General features: G+C 70.9%; 17 protein-coding genes, 1 tRNA gene and 1 other RNA gene. 17 read left to right on the top strand and 2 right to left on the bottom strand.

The annotated features are described in order from the left end of the window. Positions 1–144: 144 nt before the first annotated feature. Together BLV72_RS15815 and BLV72_RS15810 are read left to right on the top strand one after the other, a co-directional pair. Entirely contained in the window at positions 145–1419 is a 1275-nt protein-coding gene (locus BLV72_RS15815) for a helix-turn-helix domain-containing protein (RefSeq protein ID WP_093470369.1), read from the top strand. Then, positions 1416–1949, top strand: coding sequence for a flavoprotein (locus BLV72_RS15810; protein ID WP_093462974.1), 534 nt, complete (start codon positions 1416–1418; stop codon positions 1947–1949). Before BLV72_RS15815 ends, BLV72_RS15810 begins: the two co-directional genes overlap by 4 nt. 175 nt (positions 1950–2124) lie before the next feature. On the opposite strand, the gene BLV72_RS15805 is transcribed toward BLV72_RS15810, so the two are convergent. Continuing rightward, positions 2125–2212 (bottom strand) — tRNA-Ser (locus BLV72_RS15805). Positions 2213–2685: 473 nt separating this feature from the next. Here BLV72_RS15805 and BLV72_RS15800 point away from each other — a divergent pair. The 14 genes from BLV72_RS15800 to BLV72_RS15735 all read left to right on the top strand — a co-directional run bounded on the left by BLV72_RS15800 (position 2686) and on the right by BLV72_RS15735 (position 18289). Next, positions 2686–3360, top strand: a complete 675-nt coding sequence (locus BLV72_RS15800; protein ID WP_093462972.1) for a CDP-alcohol phosphatidyltransferase family protein — start codon at positions 2686–2688, stop codon at positions 3358–3360. A 41-nt stretch (positions 3361–3401) separates the two neighbouring features. Further along, complete coding sequence (locus BLV72_RS15795) at positions 3402–4205, top strand: phosphatidate cytidylyltransferase (RefSeq protein WP_280143012.1); 804 nt, start codon at positions 3402–3404, stop codon at positions 4203–4205. Further along, the gene (locus tag BLV72_RS15790) at positions 4202–5569 is read left to right on the top strand and encodes a lysophospholipid acyltransferase family protein (protein WP_244320781.1); all 1368 of its coding nucleotides are present in this window, start codon (positions 4202–4204) and stop codon (positions 5567–5569) included. The genes BLV72_RS15795 and BLV72_RS15790 overlap by 4 nt, the downstream gene beginning before the upstream one ends. 127 nt (positions 5570–5696) lie before the next feature. Next, positions 5697–7130: an MFS transporter gene (locus BLV72_RS15785; RefSeq protein ID WP_167746362.1), complete on the top strand. Its 1434-nt coding sequence runs from the start codon at positions 5697–5699 to the stop codon at positions 7128–7130. Between the two features lie 172 nt (positions 7131–7302). Continuing rightward, positions 7303–7396: signal recognition particle sRNA small type (gene ffs, locus BLV72_RS15780), an RNA gene on the top strand. Positions 7397–7482: 86 nt separating this feature from the next. Further along, the gene (locus tag BLV72_RS15775; protein ID WP_093470367.1) at positions 7483–10056 is read left to right on the top strand and encodes a DNA polymerase III subunit gamma and tau; all 2574 of its coding nucleotides are present in this window, start codon (positions 7483–7485) and stop codon (positions 10054–10056) included. Between the two features lie 129 nt (positions 10057–10185). Then, a complete protein-coding gene (locus BLV72_RS15770) occupies positions 10186–10521 on the top strand; it encodes a YbaB/EbfC family nucleoid-associated protein (RefSeq protein WP_014061795.1) in 336 nt (111 codons plus the stop codon). A 288-nt stretch (positions 10522–10809) separates the two neighbouring features. Beyond that, positions 10810–11409: a recombination mediator RecR gene (recR, locus tag BLV72_RS15765; RefSeq protein WP_059148202.1), complete on the top strand. Its 600-nt coding sequence runs from the start codon at positions 10810–10812 to the stop codon at positions 11407–11409. Continuing rightward, positions 11402–12067 carry a DUF5063 domain-containing protein gene (locus BLV72_RS15760; RefSeq protein WP_093462968.1) on the top strand — a complete coding sequence of 222 codons (666 nt, stop codon included), beginning with the start codon at positions 11402–11404 and terminating at the stop codon, positions 12065–12067. Before recR ends, BLV72_RS15760 begins: the two co-directional genes overlap by 8 nt. A 373-nt stretch (positions 12068–12440) precedes the next feature. Continuing rightward, positions 12441–13721: an aspartate kinase gene (locus tag BLV72_RS15755; protein WP_093462966.1), complete on the top strand. Its 1281-nt coding sequence runs from the start codon at positions 12441–12443 to the stop codon at positions 13719–13721. Further along, complete coding sequence (locus tag BLV72_RS15750) at positions 13718–14809, top strand: aspartate-semialdehyde dehydrogenase (protein ID WP_093462965.1); 1092 nt, start codon at positions 13718–13720, stop codon at positions 14807–14809. The genes BLV72_RS15755 and BLV72_RS15750 overlap by 4 nt, the downstream gene beginning before the upstream one ends. Positions 14810–15310: 501 nt before the next feature. Next, positions 15311–15886, top strand: a complete 576-nt coding sequence (locus tag BLV72_RS15745; protein ID WP_030829843.1) for a SigE family RNA polymerase sigma factor — start codon at positions 15311–15313, stop codon at positions 15884–15886. A gap of 293 nt (positions 15887–16179) precedes the next feature. Then, complete coding sequence (locus BLV72_RS15740; protein WP_244320780.1) at positions 16180–17226, top strand: DUF4232 domain-containing protein; 1047 nt, start codon at positions 16180–16182, stop codon at positions 17224–17226. A gap of 172 nt (positions 17227–17398) precedes the next feature. Then, positions 17399–18289 carry an SURF1 family protein gene (locus BLV72_RS15735; RefSeq protein WP_093462962.1) on the top strand — a complete coding sequence of 297 codons (891 nt, stop codon included), beginning with the start codon at positions 17399–17401 and terminating at the stop codon, positions 18287–18289. Here BLV72_RS15735 and BLV72_RS15730 read toward each other — a convergent pair. Continuing rightward, positions 18195–20051: a S9 family peptidase gene (locus tag BLV72_RS15730; RefSeq protein WP_425288378.1), complete on the bottom strand. Its 1857-nt coding sequence runs from the start codon at positions 20049–20051 to the stop codon at positions 18195–18197. The two genes, BLV72_RS15735 and BLV72_RS15730, sit on opposite strands and share 95 nt — an antisense overlap. 97 nt (positions 20052–20148) lie before the next feature. Between BLV72_RS15730 and BLV72_RS15725 the strand changes: the two genes are divergently transcribed. After that, positions 20149–20523 (top strand): nuclear transport factor 2 family protein, encoded by a 375-nt coding sequence (locus BLV72_RS15725; RefSeq protein ID WP_093462959.1) that lies wholly within the window; start codon positions 20149–20151, stop codon positions 20521–20523. The last annotated feature ends 165 nt before the right edge of the window (positions 20524–20688 follow it).

Here is a 20688-nt window from a genome sequence, read left to right as displayed (position 1 = left end):
CGTAACCGCTCGTCGGCACCCAGCGGCCTCCGCCCGTGCCACGCGGGCATGAGTTATGCAGAAGCCGCATTACGGCGCATCTCAGCTGACCTACGCTCGGTTTGAGGGGCAGGATCGGTGGCGACAGGAGGGGGCGTGGGGGAGATGGCCGATGTGCGGAACCAGGCGAGACGGCTCGGTCGGGTCATCCGCCAAGCTCGCCTGCGACAGAAGTGTTCGCAAGCACAGGTTGCCGCGGCGCTGGGCTACCACCAGGCGAAGGTGAGCCGGTTGGAGAACGGGCGCGGCACGGAAGACACGCGCGTGTTACGGAATGTGGCCGAGGTGCTTGACATCCCGCTTCACGAACTTGGCCTGGCCGCCCCTCCGGTTCCCCATGCCGCAGACCCTGAGACGGAGGACATGCACCGCCGTACCTTCTTGGCCGCCGGCATCGCCTCCCTCGCGGTGCCGCCGACGCCCAGCCCGGCAGCCCATCAGGATCTGATCCATGCCCTGCTGCCTGCACCGCCGCCCGCCCCCGTCGCCGACGAGGTCGGTGTCACCGAGTTGGGGGACCGGGTAGCCGCAGTACGTCGGCTGTTCTCTACGTGCGACTACGCAGAGCTGGGACGTGCACTCCCCCCGCTGATCGCCGCCCTGCGGCACGCGGCAGCAGATTCCTCCCACGCCTCAACCGTCATCGGTCTGCTGGCGACGACCTACCAGACTTCGGCGAGCCTGCTGCTCAAGCTCGGCGATGTCGGTCATGCGTGGATGGCTGTGGGCCGGGCCATGGCGGAGGCCGAACGCTGTGGTGATCCCGTCGTCCTGGCGTCCAGCGTCCGTGTTCACGCGCACGTTCTGGCCCGCGAGAAGCACACCACTCAAGCCGTGACGCTCGTTCACCACACCGCAGAGCAGCTCTCTGGTTCCTACGATCGCCGTCCTCCGCGATATCTCGCAGCCCTGGGGTTGATGGTGCTGCGCGGCGTCACGGCGGCCAGTACCGCCGGAGACCGCGCGGCCACGCAGGACTTTCTCAGCGAGGCGAAGGACATTGCCCGCTACGTCGCCCTTGACCGTCCCGACGCGTGGGCCAACTTCAGCCCCACCAATGTCGAGTTGCACGCTGTCAGCGCCGCCGTCTCCCTCGGCGACGCGGGCGTGGCCTTGGAGGCGGCCCGACCGCTTATGCGTCGGCCGATCCCCGTTCCGGAACGGCGCGCGGCCCTGTGGGTCGACGCCGCCCGTGCGTACAGTCAACAGGGCAGGCTCGCCGACGGGTACCGGGCCCTGCGCGTCGCCGAAAGCTGCGCGGCCCAGGACGTCCGACGGCCGGCTGTGCGCGAGCTGGTGGCTGACATGGCGGCCCGTGACCGCCGCCGAGCCGTGCCCGAGCTGCATCACTTCAGCCGACACCTGGGAGTGCCCGCATGAGCGAGCGGACCAAGCCGTTCCTGTACGTGGTGGTCTGTGCGGCCGGGATCGCCGATGACGTCGGCAAGCTGATCACTGCGGCACAGGAGCGGGACTGGGACGTCGGTGTCATCGCCACCCCGCGGGGACTGGGCTTCATCGACTCCCAAGCAGTCGAGGCCCAGACCGGCTACCCGATCCGCTCCGCCTGGCGCTCGCCCGGCGACCCGCGCCCCCTCCCGCCGCCGGACGCCATCGCCGTCGCCCCGGCGACCTTCAACACCATCAACAAGTGGGCCGCCGGGATCTCGGACACCCTGGCGGTGGGCATCCTGTGCGAGGCGTACGGCCTGGGCGTCCCCACTGCCGCCCTGCCCTATCTGAACGCCGCGCAGGCCGCCCATCCCGCTTACCGGCAGAGCCTGGAGCGGCTGCGGGGTATGGGCGTGCTGATCGCCGACTACGAGCCGCACCAGCCGAAGGCCGGTGGCGGACGCGACACATTCCGGTGGGAGCAAGCACTGGAACTGCTGAGCCCCATGGCGCGGTGATCGTGGAGAAACAGATCACCAGACCTGGCGCTACGTCGCCACGCTTGCCGATCAAGGGCTGGGAATCTTGGCCCCGACGGCGCCAGGGCTCCGCCGACCCCGAGCTGAGACGGGCAATGTCGAAGGGCCCCACCGCGAGCGGTGGGGCCCTTCGACATCGTGCCCGGTGAGGCACTGGCGGAGGATACGAGATTCGAACTCGTGAGGGGTTGCCCCCAACACGCTTTCCAAGCGTGCGCCCTAGGCCTCTAGGCGAATCCTCCGTGGAACACTCTACCCCACTTGATGAGGTGCCCTGACACGGCCGATGGCGCGTACCGCGTGCTCTGTGGGCCATGCCACATTGTCGGTCGGGGGAAGTCAATGTCCGGCGGAATCGAGATAAACCGGACGGGTTCTGTGGCTGATGGTCGGTGGGAGTGGCCTGGGGCTTCCATCCGGGGCGGTCGTCGCCGAATGCGGGCGCGGGGGTGGGGTGGGCGTGTGGTCCGTCGTGGTCGTTTCCGGGGGGAGTGCGGGTTCGTTGGAATGAGCCGGTTCTGCCGTCTCTTCGGGGATCTGCCGGGGGCGGGCCGGAGCGTACCGGGGAAATCCGATGCAGAAGCGGGTATTCGGGGTTCCGGTAAAATGTGGGGTCTGGTGCATTTACTAGTGCCATAAGGCGTGCGCCTGGTGTATTCACTAGCTTCGGGGGTCGGCGGTATCGATTCGTTCATCCGCTTGCTATCGTCTCGCCATGAATGGGCTGTACGCGCTTAAACCGTGGTTCGCCCGCCGATTAACCCTGCTCCGGCGATGGTTGATCCGGAGCGGAATCTCTCCGAATGCGGTCACCTTTGCGGGAGTGCTCTGTGCAGGCGCTGCTGCGGCGTCCTTTGCCGTGCTGGCCGCTCCCTGGGCCGTCGTTCCCGTGGTGGTATTCCTGACGGCTCGATTGGCCTGCGCGAATCTCGACGGCTCCATTGCCAGGGAAACCGGAAAGCAGACCCGACTGGGTTCGTTTCTGAATGAAATCGGTGATCGAGCGGCGGATCTCGTGGTGGTTCTCGGATTTCTGCCGCACCTATCGCCTCCATTCGTACTTGGTGTGCTGCTGGCCAGTTCGGCGCCGTCATGGATCTCCATCGCCGGGGCCGCGGCCGGGGTGCGGAGAATCAACGGCGGGCCGATGGGGAAGACCGAGCGCTGCCTCGTCGTCGCGGTCGCCGCGGCGTCCGGGTGGTATGCGCCCGCCGCGGTGGTGATGGTGGTCGGTTCCGCATTGACCGCCGGTGTGCGGCTGTTCCAGGTCGTGGCGCTCTGCAACCGCCGTGACGGCGAAGCCGGTCATGACGGCGAGAGTGGTCGGGTCGGCGAGAGTGGTCGGGTCGGCGAGGGTCGTGACCACGATCCTCTGAGCGGTCGGCTGTGACCCCCTTAGCGGGTCCACTTCCGCCGGAGCTGGCGCGGGCCGTGCCGCTCCTCGCCGGGACGCTCACGGTGAGCGGCCTCGTCCTTCTCTTCGTCCGCAACGTCGAGCTGCGCCGTCGCTGGCGGACCTGGTGCGTCACCGCACTGGTCGTCTGCGGGACGCTGGGCTTCGGCGCCCCCGGAGCCGCCCTGTTCGCGGCCGGGCTCGCGGTGGTGGGCTCCGCCGAGTACATGCGCTTGGTGGGCCTGCGCCGCGCTGACGGCGCCCTACTGCTGGGTGCCGGGGCGCTCCTGCCCCTCATTGCCTGGCTGCGGCCCGGGGTACTCACGCTGCCCATGGCCGGCGTCCTGCTCTGCGCCGCCGCGCTGCCGCCTCTGGTGGGCCAGGACGTGGTCCATGGCGCCGACCGCGCGGCCAGGACCACCTTCGGCCTCATCTGGCTGCCCGTTGCCCTCACCGGACTGGTGTCCCTGGGGGACCTCGCCATCGCGATCTGCGTCAGCGTGGCCTTCGCGGACGTGGGCGGCTGGTGCGGCGGGCGGGCACTGGGCCGCTCCGGACCCCTGAGCCGTCCGCTGTCCGCGCTCTCACCTGCCAAGACCTGGGGCGGAGTTGTGGGCTCCGCCGCCTTGTCCGGTCTGGCGCTGTGGGCCATGGACGCCTGGACCCCGTTGCGGTGGCTGGCCGTGTTGTGCGGTTGCGCACTGGGCGACCTGCTCGAATCCATGATCAAACGAGGCGCCGGGGTGAAGGACGCGGGCCATTGGCTGCCCGGTTTCGGAGGGCTCCTGGATCGCATCGACTCACTTCTCGTGACCCTTCTCCTGTTGGGAGCCATGCCATGACGAAGAACGCGGCGACCGGGTCGTCATTCATGGTGCGAGGCGATACGGAGGGCGATGCGCGGTCCGAAGGCGATCCGCGGCCCGAGGGCGATGTGCGGTCCGAAGGCGATCCGCGGCCCGAGGGCGATGCGCGGTCCGAAGGCGATCCGCGGCCCGAGCGGTTCGTCGCCGGCGAAGCGGAGGCCCCCGGGCGGCGAGCGCGGCCCGCGTTCCGACTTCTGGTGGCGGCGTGGCTGCGTCGGCGGTTCTGGCGCACCGTCCTCCTCCTCACCGGTGGTCTCACGGTCAAGGGGAAGCTGCCGAAGGGCGGTTGTGTGGTGGTGGCCAACCACTCCTCGCACGCCGACACGGCAGTGCTCCTCGCCGCGCTCAGCGTCGGTCGTGCCCCCCGGGTGGCGGCAGCCGCCGACTACTGGTTCCGGAACCGGGTGCGCCGCCTGGTGTGTTCGGTCCTGGCCGCCGCCTTTCCCGTGCGCCGCCACGGTGGCGGTTACTCCGACCTCCAGGCCATCGCCGGTCCCATGCTGCGCGCCGGACACGCGGTCGTCGTCTTTCCCGAAGGCACCCGAGGGGCGGGCCGCGTGGGCACGTTCCGCCGGGGTGCGGTCGACCTGGCGGTCTCCCACGGTGTGCCGGTGGTGCCCGTCGCCCTGTCCGGCACCGCGGAACTGCTGCCCAAACGCGGACGGTTGCGTCCGCACGCCGTGCGGGTGCGGATCGGGCGGCCACTGACGGACCCCGACGCCGACACCGCCCGCACGGCGGTCCTCGAACTCCTGGCCGAGTGCCGGCCCCGGGACAGCCGGGTCCGGCGTCGGATCGCCCGGCTGGCGATGTCCTGGAAGGGCCTGGGTCTGGTCGCCGCCTGGTCCTTCACCGAGGCGCTGAGCTGGCCGCTGCTGCCGGAACTCGCGCTCGCCGTGCTGTGCGTCGCCGCGCCCAGGGCGGGGCTGCGGCTGACCGTGAGCGCCGCCGTGGCCAGCGTCGCCGGAGGTCTGGTCGCGCTCGCCCTGTACTCCGGGACCTCCGTCGACCTGCCCCAGCCGCTGACCACCACCCGCATGCACACCACGGCGCAGAAGGAGATCCGGTCGGAGAGTGCCCGCGCGGTACGGCACCAGCCCGCCAGCGGTATCCCCTACAAGGTGTACGCGGCCGAGGCGGGGCGAGCCGGGGTCCCCGCGGGCGAGTGGGTGCTGCGCTCCACGGCCGCCCGGGGGCAGCGCATCGTCGGCGTCGGCCTCGTGCTCACGCTGATCGGCGTGCTCACCCAGCGCTGGCGGCGTTTCTTCCCGCAGTACCTGATCTTCGTGGGGGTGGCCTTCATCGCGTTGTTCACGCTGGTCATCAACTCGTGGCGGTGACCCGTACCCCCGTCGGACGGTCACCGCGCCCCCTGCCGTACGACCTGCCGACGGGGTGTGCGCGGGCCGCCGGACCCGACAGCCGTGTGAGGACGACCCCGACAGCCGTATGAGGAGCCGCGCGCCGATGTCCATTCCGTCCATCCCGTCCACCCCGCAAGCGACGCCCCCGGTCGCATCCGCCCCGTCGGTGCCGGACGGAGGTGACCGCCGCATCCTGGCGCTGACCAGCCTCGGCGTGTTCATCGTCTTCCTCGACACCACGATCGTGAATGTCGCCTTCGACACGATCAGCACCAGTTTCGACGCCGGTATCACCCGCCTGGTGTGGGTCCTGAACGCCTACACCCTGGTCTTCGCCGCGTTCCTGATCCCGGCCGGGCAACTGGCCGACGCCTACGGCCGCAAGCGCCTGTTCCAGGTCGGTCTCGTGGGCTTCGCGCTCAGCAGCGCCCTGTGCGGTCTCGCCCCCGGGCTCGGCGTCCTCATCGCCGCACGGGCGGCCCAGGGCGTCTTCGGTGCCATCATCGTTCCGGCCTCACTGGCGCTTCTGCTGCCCGCCTTTCCCATGGAGCGACGGGCCACGGCGATCAGCACCTGGGGTGCCATGGCGGCCGTCGCCACCGCGATCGGCCCGACCCTGGGCGCGCTCCTGATCGAATACACCACCTGGCGCTGGGTCTTCCTGCTCAACGTCCCCGTCTGCCTGCTCACCGCGGTCTGGGGCGCACGCCTGCTGACCGAGACCCGCGGCTCCAGGAACGGAGGCTTGCCCGACCCCCTTGGCGTCGCCATGAGCGCCGCCGCGCCCGCCTTGCTCAGCTTCGCCGTCATCTACGGCCCGCACCTGGGCTGGGACGACCCGCGTGTCCTTGCGACCGCGGTGGCCGGTGTCGTCCTGATCCCGGTGCTGATCCGCCGGTCCCGGTATGCCGCGCGGCCGGCGCTCGACCTGAGCCTGTTCCGGATTCGCAACTTCCAGGCATCCAACGTCGCCACACTGGTCTTCTCCGTGGCCTTCTTCGCCGTTCTCCTCTCCAGCCTGCTGTTCCTGCAGAACGTCTGGCACTATTCCGTGCTGAAGTCCGCACTGGCCGTCAGCCCCAGCGCACTCGTCACCGCGCTCGTGGCCCCGCCGGCCGGCCGGCTGGCCGAACGATTCGGCTACCGCCCGGTCTTCGTCACCGGCGCCCTCTTCTACGCCGCGGGTGCCGCCGCCCTCGCCCTGCGCACCGGCGCCTCGCCGCACTGGGCCGCGCACTGGCTTCCCACCCTCGTGCTCAACGGCATCGGGGTCGGCCTGGCGCTCTCCACTCTCAACAGCGCCGCGGCGAAGGCACTGCCACCGGAGCGCTTCGGTGTTGGCACCGCCATCAACAACAGCTTCCGGCAGCTGGGCGCCCTGCTCGGCGTCAGCCTGTTCGTGGCCGTCTTGGGGACGCCGACCAGCGCGACGATCCTGGGGGACTACCACCGGGTCTGGTGGGTGCTGGCCGTGATCCCTGTGATCAGCGCCGGGACGTACCTCGCCGCCCATCGCGAGCCGGAAGCCACCGGATGATGCCGGGCAGCCGCCGGAAGCCGCCGAAGCCGCCGAAGCCGCCGGATGACGTCTGCCGGGGCTGTCCTACTGCCCCACTGGCCGCCGGCCGAATCCTGGCCGGAAACGGTCCACGACCAGAAGGGGCACCCGCGGAGTCGTTCGCACCCCGGCCCATCCGCTAAGGTGGGGCGCAGCCCCTCACGTGGCGCTATCTCACCGAACTCCCCAGGGCCGGAAGGCAGCAAGGGTAAGTGGGCTCTGGTGGGTGCGTGGGGGGCGCCTTGCGTCTACGGGGGGGGTGTGGGGACGCGGGGGGTGTGGGGACGCGGGCGTGGTCCGGTTGTCGGTCGTCCCCGATATCGTCGTAGGCGTGTCGTCCCTCGCGCTGTACCGCCGCTACCGCCCCGAGACCTTCGCGGAGGTCATCGGGCAGGAGCATGTCACCGGCCCGCTGCAGCAGGCGCTGCGCAACAACCGGGTCAACCACGCGTATCTCTTCAGCGGTCCCCGCGGGTGTGGCAAGACGACCAGTGCGCGCATCCTGGCCCGCTGTCTGAACTGTGAGAAGGGTCCCACTCCGACACCGTGCGGCGAGTGCCAGTCGTGTCAGGACCTCGCGCGGAACGGACCGGGGTCGATCGATGTGATCGAGATCGACGCCGCGTCGCACGGTGGTGTGGACGACGCCCGTGAGCTGAGGGAGAAGGCGTTCTTCGGGCCCGCGTCGAGTCGTTACAAGATCTACATCATCGATGAGGCCCATATGGTCACCTCGGCGGGGTTCAACGCCCTGCTGAAGGTGGTCGAGGAGCCCCCGGAGCACCTCAAGTTCATCTTCGCGACCACCGAGCCGGAGAAGGTCATCGGCACGATCCGGTCGCGTACGCACCACTATCCGTTCCGGCTCGTGCCGCCCGGGACGCTCCGCGAGTATCTGGGAGAGGTCTGCGGGCATGAGGCGATCCCGGTCGAGGATGGGGTGCTGCCGCTGGTGGTGCGGGCCGGGGCCGGGTCCGTGCGGGATTCGATGTCGGTCATGGACCAGCTGCTCGCGGGCGCGGCCGACGACGGTGTGACGTACGCCACGGCCACCTCGCTGCTCGGTTATACGGACGGCTCGCTGCTCGACTCGATCGTGGACGCCTTCGCGGCGACCGACGGCGCGGCGGCGTTCGAGGTCGTCAACCGCGTGATCGAGGGGGGCAACGACCCCCGGCGCTTCGTGGCCGATCTGCTGGAGCGGCTGCGCGATCTGGTGATCCTCGCCGCCGTGCCGGACGCCGCGGAGAAGGGGCTCATCGACGCCCCGGCCGATGTGGTGGAGCGGATGCAGGCGCAGGCGTCGGTCTTCGGCGGCGCCGAGCTGAGCCGCGCGGCCGACCTGGTCAATGAGGGTCTTACGGAGATGCGTGGCGCCACCTCGCCGCGGCTGCAGCTGGAGCTGATCTGCGCCCGAGTGCTGCTGCCCGCCGCCTTCGACGACGAGCGCTCGGTGCAGTCGCGGCTGGAGAGGCTGGAGCGCGGGGCCCTCGCGGGCGGCCTGGGCGGTGGAGCCGGTGCCGGTGCCGGTGGCGTCGCCGGGGCGGTGGGGCCCGGGCCCGCCATGGGGTACGTACCGGGGCCCGACGCTCACGCTCCGGCCGGGCCTCCTGCCGCCGGGCCATCCGGTCCGGCCGCCGCGCGTGCGGCGATGGCCGGGGGAGGGGTTGGCCAGGGCCAGGGCCAGGGGCAGGCGCCAGGCGGGCCGAGCGACGCCGAGGCACCCGGCGGGTGGCCCGCGGGTGCGCGGCCGGCCGCGGACAGCGGTCTGGACGGCGCCGCAGAGGGAGGACAGCAGGCCGGTGCCCCGGCCGCGCCCGTGGAGGGCGGCGGCGGGCAGCGGCCCGGAGCATGGCCGTCGGGTGCCCAGTCCGCTGCGGTGGAGGGCGGCGGAGCGCGGCCCGGAGCCTGGCCCACCGCCTCGGCGCCTGGTTCCGGTGCGGCTGGAGGCTCTGGTGCCTCTGGTGGTTCCGGTGCGTCCGGGGCGTCTGGTGCTTCCGATGTCGGCGGTGGCGGTGCCTCCGGTGGTGGGGCTGCTTCCGGTGGTGGGGCGCCCGCTCGGCAGCCCGGTGGCTGGCCCACGGCCGCCGCGCCGGGGCAGGGCGGCGGCTCATCTGCGCAGACGCCCGCGGCGCCCTCCACACCTTCCACGCCCTCCGCGCCGACCTCGCCTCCCGCGTCCGCCGGGCCCTCCGCACCCGCGCAGGGCGCGCCGAGCATGGCGCAGGGTGCCGTGCAGGTGCGGCAGATGTGGCCGGACATCCTGGAGGCGGTCAAGAATCGTCGCCGCTTCACCTGGATCCTGCTGAGCCAGAACGCGACGGTGGCCGGTTTCGACGGCACCACCCTCCAGCTCGGCTTCTCCAATGCGGGCGCGCGCGACAGCTTCGTGGGCGGTGGCAGCGAGGACGTCCTGCGGCAGGCGCTCCAGGACGCCATCGGCGTGCAGTGGCGGATCGAGGCGATCGTCGATCCCTCGGGCGGCGCCGGACAGCAGGGCGGCGGCCCGGGCGGTCCGGGCGGCGTCGGTGGTGCGGGCGGTTCCGGCGGCTTCGGCGGAGGCGGTGGCGCCACCGGCGGTGGTGGTTTCGGCGGTGTTGGCGGCTTCGGCGGCGGGAGTGGCCCCGGTGGCGGTGGCCAGTCGGCCGCGCCACGGCAGTCCGCGCCCCGGCCCGGTCCCGCCTCCCCGCCCCCGGCCGCCCCCGCCGCGCCGTCCGGAGCCGTGGATGCGGGCCCGCCTCCCGAGGCGGCGGCGTACCGGGAGCCCGAGCCTCCGCGCGTCGCGCTGGAGGACGACATGCCGGCCGAGGACGATCCGGACCTGGACGACACCGCGCTGAGCGGGCACGACCTGATCGTTCGCGAGCTCGGTGCCACGGTGATCGAAGAGATCGTCAACGAGTAGGAGGCGTGGGCCCCGCACCCATGCCCTATGTAGCCGTGTCTCCTCCGTACGGCGTAGAGCAGGGCGCTCGGGGAGCACGTAGGCTCGGGCTATCGAAGAGAACGACTGTCGAGCGCCAGGAGCGAAGCCGTGATCCCCGGTGGTGGCCAGCCGAATATGCAGCAGTTGCTGCAGCAGGCTCAGAAGATGCAGCAGGACCTCGCCGCGGCCCAGGAGGAGCTGGCCCGGACTCATGTCGAGGGTTCCGCGGGCGGTGGTCTGGTGAAGGCGACCGTGACCGGTTCCGGTGAGTTGCAGGGCCTGGTCATCGATCCCAAGGCCGTGGATCCTGAGGACACGGAGACCCTCGCGGATCTGGTCGTCGCGGCCGTCCGTGACGCCAACAACGCCGCGCAGGAGCTCCAGCAGCAGAAGCTCGGCCCGCTCGCCCAGGGGCTGGGCGGTATGCCCGGGCTCCCGTTCTGATCCTCGGATCTCTCGGGTCCCCCGGGCCCGGTCCTCGGGATTCCGGATCCTCGGATCTCTCGGTTCCTTGGGTTTTCGGGTCCCCGGGCTCTCCAATCTCATAGGGTTCCGTAATCCCACCGGGTCCCCAGGGTTCCTCGGGCCTACGGGGGCCAGGGCTCCCCGGGCCCACCCGGATCCCCGGGCCCGGCGGCGGGACCACGGCGGCCCCGGCGGTGAGGGCGCGGCGCAACCGAATATTCATATGCAGTACAGCCACCGCGCGGCGGCGCGAGATTGGATGAAGGCGTGTACGAGGGCGTGGTCCAGGACCTCATCGACGAGTTGGGCAGGCTGCCCGGCGTCGGTCCCAAGAGCGCGCAGCGGATCGCCTTCCACATCCTGCAGTCCGAGCCCACCGACGTCCGCCGCCTCGCGCATGCGTTGACCCAGGTCAAGGAGAAGGTGCGGTTCTGCGCGGTCTGCGGGAACGTCGCCGAGGCCGAACAGTGCCGCGTCTGCCAGGACCCCCGCCGCGACCCCGCGATCATCTGCGTGGTCGAGGAGCCGAAGGACGTCGTCGCGATCGAGCGGACACGTGAGTTCCGGGGCCGCTATCACGTGCTCGGCGGGGCGATCAGCCCCATCGAGGGCGTGGGCCCGGACGATCTGCGGATCAGGGAACTGCTGGGGCGGCTCGCGGACGGGACGGTCACGGAGCTCATCCTGGCCACCGATCCGAATCTGGAGGGCGAAGCCACCGCCACGTACCTCGCGCGCATGATCAAGCCCATGGGTTTGAAGGTCACTCGCCTGGCCAGCGGCCTCCCTGTCGGTGGAGACCTGGAGTACGCCGACGAGGTCACGCTGGGTCGTGCCTTCGAAGGGAGAAGACTTCTCGATGTCTGACGCAACGCTGCACGACGCCCACCCGGACCCGGACGACTTCGCGGTCCAGATCTCCGACCAGATCGAGAGCTTCATCGTCGCGGTCACCGAAGTCGCCAAGGGGGACGAGCCGGACAGCGCTGTGCCGTTTCTGCTCCTCGAGCTGTCCCAGCTGCTCCTCGCGGGCGGCCGGCTCGGCGCGCACGAGGACTTCGTTCCGGACGAGCGGTACGAACCGGACGTCGGCCCGGAGCCGGACGTCGACGAGTTGCGTGAGCGCTTCGCCGTGCTGCTGGAGCCGGTGGACATCTACTCGGAGGTCTTCGACCCGTACGTGCCGCGCAGCCAGCCCGTCGCCTGCCGGATCTCCGACGATCTCGCCGGGATCATCACCGATCTGCGGCACGGGATGGCGCACTACCGCGAGGGCCGGATCAGTGAGGCGCTGTGGTGGTGGCAGTTCTCGTACCTCTCCAACTGGGGGACGACCGCCTCGGCGGCCCTGCGCGCGCTGCAGTCGCTGGTCGCGCACGTACGGCTGGACAGCCCGCTGGACGAGCTGGACGGCCTGGACACGGACAGCAGCGCGGGCGGTGACGAGGAGCTCGCGGAGGAGGCCGGCCGGGTCATGGCGGCGGAGATCGCGGGACCGCTCGGCCTGCGCTCGGGGCCGCGCTGACGGGTGCCCGGAACGGCTGCTCGGGGCCGCGCTGAGGCGTGCCCGGGACGACTTGCAGGAAGATCCGGGACGGACAGCGGGAAGATCCGAAACGGCCCGCGGGGGCGACCCGCGACCCGTCCGAGCCTGTGAGCTGGGTTACGTTCCCGTGTGCTTCGGCGGCGAGGGGGAAGGGTTCGTCGCTGAGCGGGTGGGAGGGATGCGGGGAATCTCGCGGACGCATGGACGTATGCGTCGCGTGATCCCCCCTGTCTCCTTGCCCTCCTCGATCACTTTGTGAGGCATTCGTCTCGCTATGTGATATTGGGAGGGTAAATTCCGGCCGCTCGCTAAACTGAGCCGACCGCATTATTGAGAGCTGCGAGGAGCGCACGTGGGCCTTGTCGTGCAGAAGTACGGAGGCTCCTCCGTTTCCGATGCCGAAGGCATCAAGCGGGTCGCCAAGAGAATCGTGGAAGCCAAGAAGAACGGCCACCAGGTGGTCGTCGTGGTCTCCGCGATGGGCGACACGACGGACGAGCTGATCGATCTCGCCGAGCAGGTATCCCCGATTCCTACTGGGCGCGAGTTCGACATGCTGCTGACCGCGGGGGAGCGGATCTCCATGGCCTTGCTGGCCATGGCGATCAAAAACCTCGGTCACGAGGCGCTGTCGTTCACCGGCAGCCAGGCGGGAGTCATCACCGACGCGGTTCACAACAAAGCACGGATCATCGATGTCACGCCGGGCCGCATCCGTGACGCGCTCGAGCTGGGCGCGGTCGCGATCGTCGCGGGCTTCCAGGGCGTGTCCCAGAAGAGCAAGGACATCACCACCCTCGGCCGGGGCGGTTCGGACACCACGGCGGTCGCGCTGGCCGCGGCCCTGGATGCCGAGGTGTGCGAGATCTACACCGATGTGGACGGCGTGTTCACCGCCGATCCGCGCGTGGTGAAGAAGGCTCGCAAGATCAACGAGATTCCGTACGAGGACATGCTGGAGCTCGCCGCGAGCGGTTCCAAGGTGCTGCACCTGCGCTGCGTGGAGTACGCGCGCCGGTACAACATCCCCATCCACGTGCGGTCGTCTTTCTCCGGCCACCAGGGCACCTGGGTGCGCAACCGGCCGGAAGCGGGAGAAGGAGAAGAAGGCATGGAGCAGGCGATCATCTCCGGGGTCGCGCACGACACGTCCGAGGCCAAGGTCACGGTCGTCGGGGTGCCGGACAAGCCGGGTGAGGCCGCGGCCATCTTCCGCACCATCTCCGACGCCGAGATCAACATCGACATGGTGGTGCAGAACGTCTCCGCCGCGTCGACCGGGCTGACCGACATCTCCTTCACGCTGCCGAAGACGGACGGCCACCGGGCGATGGAGGCGCTGACCAAGGCGAAGTCGCTGATCGGCTTCGACTCGCTGCGCTACGACGACCAGATCGCCAAGATCTCCCTGATCGGTGCCGGAATGCGCACCAACCCGGGCGTCACCGCGACCTTCTTCGAGGCGCTGTCGAACGCCGGGGTCAACATCGAGCTGATCTCGACCTCCGAGATCCGCATCTCGGTCGTCACCCGCGCCGACGATGTGAAGGACGCGGTCGTCGCCGTGCACAGTGCCTTCGGCCTGGACAGCGACAGCGACGAAGCGGTGGTTTACGGAGGGACTGGCCGATGATCGGTCATGGCGGTGCCGCCGGGGACGACAAGCCCACCCTCGCGGTCGTCGGTGCCACCGGCGCCGTCGGCACCGTCATGCTCTCGATCCTCTCGGAGCGCGCCGACATCTGGGGCGAGATCCGGCTGATCGCCTCGCCCCGCTCGGCCGGTCGGAAGCTGACCGTCCGGGGTGAGCAGGTCGAGGTCATCGCGCTGAGCGAGGAGGCGTTCGAGGGCGTCGACGTCGCGATGTTCGACGTACCGGACGAGATCTCGGCGCGGTGGGCGCCCATCGCGGCCAGCAAGGGCGCGGTGGCCGTCGACAATTCCGGCGCGTTCCGGATGGACCCCGATGTCCCCCTGGTGGTGCCGGAGGTGAACGCGCACGCGGCCCGTGTCCGCCCGCGCGGCATCATCGCCAACCCCAACTGCACCACCCTGTCGATGATCGTGGCGATGGGCGCGCTGCACGCCGAGTTCGGGCTGAGCGAGCTGATCGTCTCCTCGTACCAGGCGGTCTCCGGTGCGGGCAAGGAAGGCATCGACGCCCTGCGTGAGCAGCTCGCGCTGGTCGCGGGTACGGAGTTGGGCACCCACCCCGGCGACGTACGGCGGGCGGTGGGCGACACCGGGCCGTTCCCGGCCCCGATGGCGCTCAATGTGGTGCCGTTCGCCGGTTCGCTCAAGGAGGACGGCTGGTCCTCCGAGGAGCTCAAGGTGCGCAACGAGTCCCGCAAGATCCTGGGGCTGCCGGAGCTGAGGGTCACCGCGACCTGTGTCCGGGTGCCCGTGATCACCACGCATTCGCTGGCCGTGCACGCGCGGTTCGAGAACGAGGTGACGGTCGAGGCGGCGCACGAGATCCTGGCGGGCGCCCCCGGTGTGGTGCTGTGCGACAACCCGGCGGAGGGCGAATTCCCCACCCCCGCCGACGCCGTGGGCACCGACCCCACCTGGGTGGGCCGGGTGCGGCGGTCGCTGGACGACCCGAGGGCGCTGGAGCTGTTCGTCTGCGGCGACAACCTGCGTAAGGGCGCGGCGCTGAACACCGCGCAGATCGCGGAGGTCGTCGCGGCGGAGCTGGCCGGCGGCGCCGCCGCGAGGTGAGAGGGCCGCAGGGCCCGTCACGTCACCACCAAGTGGGACACACCACCAAGTGGGACCCAGCACCGAGTAGGCCCCGCCATCAGATGACGATCCGTGGTCAAGTGAGGGGTCCGGGCCTCCGTAAGGTGAGCGGCCGTCTTAAAGTGACGTTTCACCAGTGCGTCGACCGGCAGATGTGAATATCCTGTGTGCATGTCACTGGCCTGGACCAGCTGAGCTGGGCCGTTGATCTGATCGGCGTATTCGCTCCCCGCCCGCTGCAACCGGCAGTGGGCGGGGAGCGTCTTTCCAGCCGCCCCGAAGTGGGCGCGGGGACAACTGGGGCATTGGGGAAGAATTGATGCGCATGGGGGCATTGAACGCATCGTCAAAAGCGGTGCCTCGCGCGTACAACCCTGACAGGGGGCGGCGTGTCCAACAGGCGTGGCAGAGGTATTCGGCATCGCAACGGTTCCAGGGCGCGGCGGCGCGGCGGTACGCCCCCCGCGTACGCCAGGTGGCATGCCGGTGATCGCGCCATGGCCTACGGCCCGCCCCGCGCACATCACAACAGGGCGCGAGGACACTGACGACGCGATGGCAGCGGGCACCACAGTCGATCACCTCACCGAGACCTACCGCGCCCATTACCGGTCGCTGCTGGGTCTCGCCGCGCTCCTTCTCGACGACACCGCGTCCTGCGAGGATGTCGTGCAGGAAGCGTTCATCCGTGTGCACTCGGCGCGCAAGAGAGTCCGGGATCCCGAGAAGACCCTCGCCTATCTGCGGCAGACGGTCGTCAATCTCTCCCGCTCCGCGCTGCGCCGGCGCATCCTCGGGCTGAAGCTGCTCTCCAAGCCGATGCCCGATATGGCCAGCGCCGAGGAGGGGGCGTACGAACAGCTTGAACGCGATCAACTGATCAAGGCGATGAGGGGACTTCAGCGCCGTCAGCGCGAGGTTCTCGTGCTGCGCTACTTCGCCGATATGACCGAGGCCCAGGTGGCCGAGACGCTGGGCATATCGCTCGGCTCGGTCAAGGCGTACGGCTCGCGCGGCATCGCGGCGCTCCGCGTCGCCATGGAGGCTCCGGCATGAACCACATCACACATACGCCGGACCCGGACGATCCCGGGCGGCGGACGGGCCACGAGCCCGAACCCCGAGAACCAGCGGAGTCCACGGAGCCGATGGAACCGGTAGCGCCGACGGAGTCCACGGAGGCCGGTGAGTCCGCGGGGTCTGCGGATTCCACGGGAGCCGAGGAGTCCGGCGGGTCCGCTGGGTCCGCGGAGATCGGTGAGTCCGCCAGGTCTACGGAGCCTGCGGGGGCCGAGGAGTCCACCAGGTCCGCGGGGACCAGGGAGTCCGCCGCGTCCGGGCAGGGGCGGGTGACGCCCCTCCGGATTCAGCTCGACGACGACGGGCCCGGCGGTGAGAGCGAGGAGGCGCTGCGGCGGCTGCTGCACCGCGCCGTCGACGATCTCGAACCGTCCTCCGACTCCCTCGACCACCTGCGGCGCGCCGTGCCCGCCCGCCGTGCGCGGCGGCGCCAGGCCCTGGTCGGGGCCGCGGCCGCGGTGGTGCTCGGCTGCGCGGCCGTACCGGCGCTGGTGCACGTCGCGACCACCGGCAACGGCGCGGACGACCGCCCGGCCAATGCCGCCAGCAGTCACCGCACCCCCGAGACCAGCGGCGGCCGGCACGGCGAGGGCAGTGGCGGCAAGGGCTCCGACGGGCCCGCCGACACGGTCGAGCAGGACAAGGGCGACAAGGACAAGGACAAGGGGAAGGACAAGCCGTCGAAGGGCGAGGAGGAGGGCGGCTCCGGCGGTACGGCCCCCGATCCCTCCAACACGCTGAACGCCACTTCCCCCACCTGTAGCCGCGCCCAGCTCACCAGCGGTGGCGCGGGATCGGTCGGCGTGGCCGACGCCGAGGGGCGGGTCTACGGCTCGTTCCGCGTCGCGAACATCTCGGACAGTGCCTGCACGGTCGAGGGCAGCGGCTCGGTGAGCGCGAGCGCCCAGGGCGGTGCGGACGCCGCGCGGATCCTGGTCGTCGACCATACGGCGGGGGACGCGGCGGCAGGGCTGCCCGACCCGTCCCTCCAGCCGGGCACGCTCATCCTCAAGCCCGGCCAGGCGTACGAGGTCAAGTTCGCCTGGATCCCGGCGGCGGGCGGCGGCACCAGCGGCTGCTCCACCACCGGCACACCGACCCCCGATCCGTCCACGGACCCGGCCCAGGACGGGCCGCAGGACAACCCCAGCACGGGCGAGCCGGGCGGTGGCGGTGGCGACGGCGGTGAGCCGCAGGACGCGAGCGTCCTGGTCAGCCACACACCGGAGGCGGGCGACCCGGCCGCGGCGAGTGTGACGATCGGCAGTGCCTGCGCCGGAACGATCTACCGCACCGGTCTGCTGGCGTCCCTCTAGATCTGTCGGCGTCCCTCTGGAGCTGTGAGGCAGTGGCCTCCCGGGGAGCCGCCCCCGGGACGTCACAGCGGCGCTCCTGAGGCGCCACGGCGGGATCCCGGGGCCGACGCGCGGGGGTCTGCGGGGCGGCCCCGCCGCCGGGACCCCGACGCCAAGCCCGTACCGTGGTGGTGTGTATCGGTTTCTGCTGACACCCCGCTGGTGGGTGATCAACGTGTTCACCCTGCTGGCGATCCCGGTCTGTCTCTTCATGGGCAGCTGGCAGCTCAGCCGCTTCGAGACGCGCGTCGACACGCATAACCAGCAGCAGGACGACGCCTCCCGCGAGCGGAAGGCCGCGGCCCGGCCGCTGAGCGATCTGCTGCCGGTCACCGCGAAGACCTCCGGGGAGCGGGCGACCGCCACCGGCCGATACGACACCACACATCAACTCCTCGTGCCCGACAGGCGGCTGGACGGCCGCGACGGCTTCTATGTGCTGACCCTGCTCCGCGTGAACGGGGACGTCGGCGGGGCCAAGGACGGGGCCGGAGCCAAGGCGCTGCCCGTCGTCCGTGGGTGGCTCCCCGGCGACGCCGACGATCCGGCGTCCGCCGCCAAGGTGCCCGCGCCCCCCTCCGGTGAGGTGACCGTCACAGGGGCCCTCCAGGCGTCCGAGCACCAGGGCGGCGACGGGGTGAGCGCGGCCGGTGGCCTCCCCCGCGGTCAGCTCGGCATGATCAGCGCCGCCTCCCTGGTCAACCTGGTGCCGTACCAGGTGTACGACGCCTGGGTGACCTCCTCCCAGGCCCCCGGGGCCCTGAAGCCGGTGCCCCCCACGGCGGCGGAGGGCACCGGGCTCGACATCAAGGCGTTCCAGAACCTGGGCTACACCGGTGAGTGGTTCGTCTTCGCGGGCTTCGTGATCTTCATGTGGTTCCGGCTGTTCCGCCGCGAGGCCGAGACGGCCCGCGATCTGGCCCTCGGCATCACACCGCCCGAGCCGGCGGCTCCGACGGCGCCGGGTGCGGACCGGACCCCAGATGACGCCGAGCGAACTCGATCTCCAAGCGCAACTGCTTGATCCGCTCTTCCACGACCAGCGAGCCGTGCCCCGCGTCATAGCGGTAGACCTCATGCGGGGCGCCGCGCTGCTCGAGCCGCTCCACATAGTTGTCGATCTGCCGTATGGGGCAGCGGGGGTCGTTCAGCCCCGCCGAGATGTAGACCGGCGCCCGCACCTGATCCACATAGGTCAGCGGGGACGACGCCTCGAACCGCTCCGGCACCTCCTCCGGGGTGCCGCCCAGCAGGGTGCGGTCCATCGCCTTCAGGGCCTCCATCTCGTCGTGGTAGGCCGTCACATAGTCCGCGACCGGGACCGCCGCCAGGCCCAGCGCCCAGGAATCCGGCTGGGTCCCGATCCCCAGCAGCGTCAGATAGCCGCCCCATGAACCGCCGGACAGCACCAGCCGCTCGGGGTCGGCGAGCCCGGAGGCCACCGCCCACTCCCGCACGGCCGCGATGTCCTCCAGCTCGATCAGCCCGACCCGGTGCTTGAGCGCGTCCGTCCACGCCCGTCCGTATCCGGTCGAGCCGCGGTAGTTGACCCGCACCACGGCGAAGCCGTGGTCCACCCAGGCCGCGGGGCCCGCCGCGAAGGCGTCGCTGTCATGCCAGGTGGGCCCGCCGTGGATGTCGAAGACCGTCGGGAAGGGGCCCTCGCCCGCGGGCTGCTGCACCAGCGCGTGCACCCGCCCGCCGGGGCCGTCCACCCATGCGTCGGTGACCCGCACCGACTGCGGGGCCGCGAAACCGGGCGGGTCCAGCACCGTCCGCCCGCTCGTGGACCGCACCTGGGGCGGCTTCTCGGCCGACGACCACAGGAACTCCACCGTGCCGTCCGGCCGCGCCGTGGCGCCCGAGATCGTCCCCGCCGGGGTCTCCAGGCGGGTCAGCTCGCCGGAGCCGAGGTCGTACCGCAGCAGCTCGCTGCGCGCCTGATGGCTGTGCTCGACCAGCAGCGCCGATCCGTCCGGGAACCAGTCCGCCCCGACGTCACCGGGCAGATCGATCGCCAGCGCGGTCTCCACACCGGTCACCGGATCCCACACCATGGGCTCCCACCGGCCGCGCCGCTGGTGCCCGACCAGCAGCCGGGTGTCGCCCTCGACGGGCGCGAAGCCCATCACGGACAGGCCGAGCTCCTCGGTGCCGCCCTTGGTGTCGTCCAGCTCCGCGACGGCCGTCCCGTCCAGCCGCAGGACCCGGATCGCCGAGTGCATCGCGTCGCCGTGCTCGGTGTGCTCGATCGCGATCAGCGTCCCGTCATGGGAGAGATCGCCCACTCCGGCGGACTCGCGATGCCGGTAGATCTCCGCGGGCTCGCCGCCCGGCCGCACCACATGGATGGTCGAGCCCTCCTCGTCGGTGGACCGCCCCACGACCGCCGTGCCGTCGCGGCCCAGCGCGAGCCCCGCGGAATAGGAGGGGGCGAGGCCGGGGGTCGCGGGCTCGTCGGCCGGGCGCTCGTCCCCCTCGCCGCCGCTGAACGGCTGGCGCAGCCACACCCCGAACTCATCACCATCGGTGTCCGAGAACCACCAGATCCACCGGCCGTCCGGCGACAACACCCCGTCGGTCGTCCCATTCGGCCGGTCGGTGACCTGCCGCTGCGCACCGGTCGCCCGATCCCATGCGTACAGCTCGTATGTGCCCGTGGCGTTGGAGACGAACAATGAGTGGTCCGGGGCTTCTTCCGCCCAGTCGGGCAGCCCCACTCGCGGCGCCCGGAAGCGCTTTTCCCAGTCCGGCATGGACTCCGTGCTCTCAGTCATGCCCACCATTCTGCGCCGCACCCCGACATCCGCGCTGGCGTCGCCCCGCGCCTGTGGATAACGTTCCCGGCGGGATGGACGGGGGCCGTACACCGAGGGGGAGCTGATGGCCGACATAGCCGCGACAGTGGAGACGTACTGGGCAACGGCCCAGGCCAGGGACTGGCGGGCGTTCGGTGCCACTCTCGCCGACGACGTCCGCTATGAACTGCCGCAGACCCGCGAGCGGGTGCTCGGCCGGGACGGTGTGGTCCGCTTCAACGCCGAGTACCTGGGCGAGTGGAGTCTGGAGGTCGAGCGCGTCATCGCCGACGGCGAGCAGGCGGTCTCCTGGGTGCGCTTCAGCGAGGACGAGGAGGAGACACAGGCGATCAGCTTCTTCACCGCCTCGGCGGACGGCCGGATCCAGACCATCACCGACTTCTGGCCGGCGCCGTACGAGCCTCCGCGCGAGCGCGAGCAAATGGTCGAGCGCTTCTGAGTGGTTCTGGCCACTTCCGACTGCTCGCAGGCAATGCCGGGCAGCAGCTCGAACTCTTCCGTCCGCACCCGTCCGTAGCTCCTCCGTACGCGATTCCGCCCCTTCCCCCTGCTCCCACCCCTCCGGCTCCCACCCTTCCGGGCCCCACCTCTCCGGCCCCGGCCC

The organism is Streptomyces melanosporofaciens, from assembly GCF_900105695.1.
Lineage (GTDB): Bacteria > Actinomycetota > Actinomycetes > Streptomycetales > Streptomycetaceae > Streptomyces > Streptomyces antimycoticus.
The sequence above is the reverse complement of the archived record's forward strand: the minus strand, read 5'-3'. Positions and strand labels throughout refer to the sequence as shown.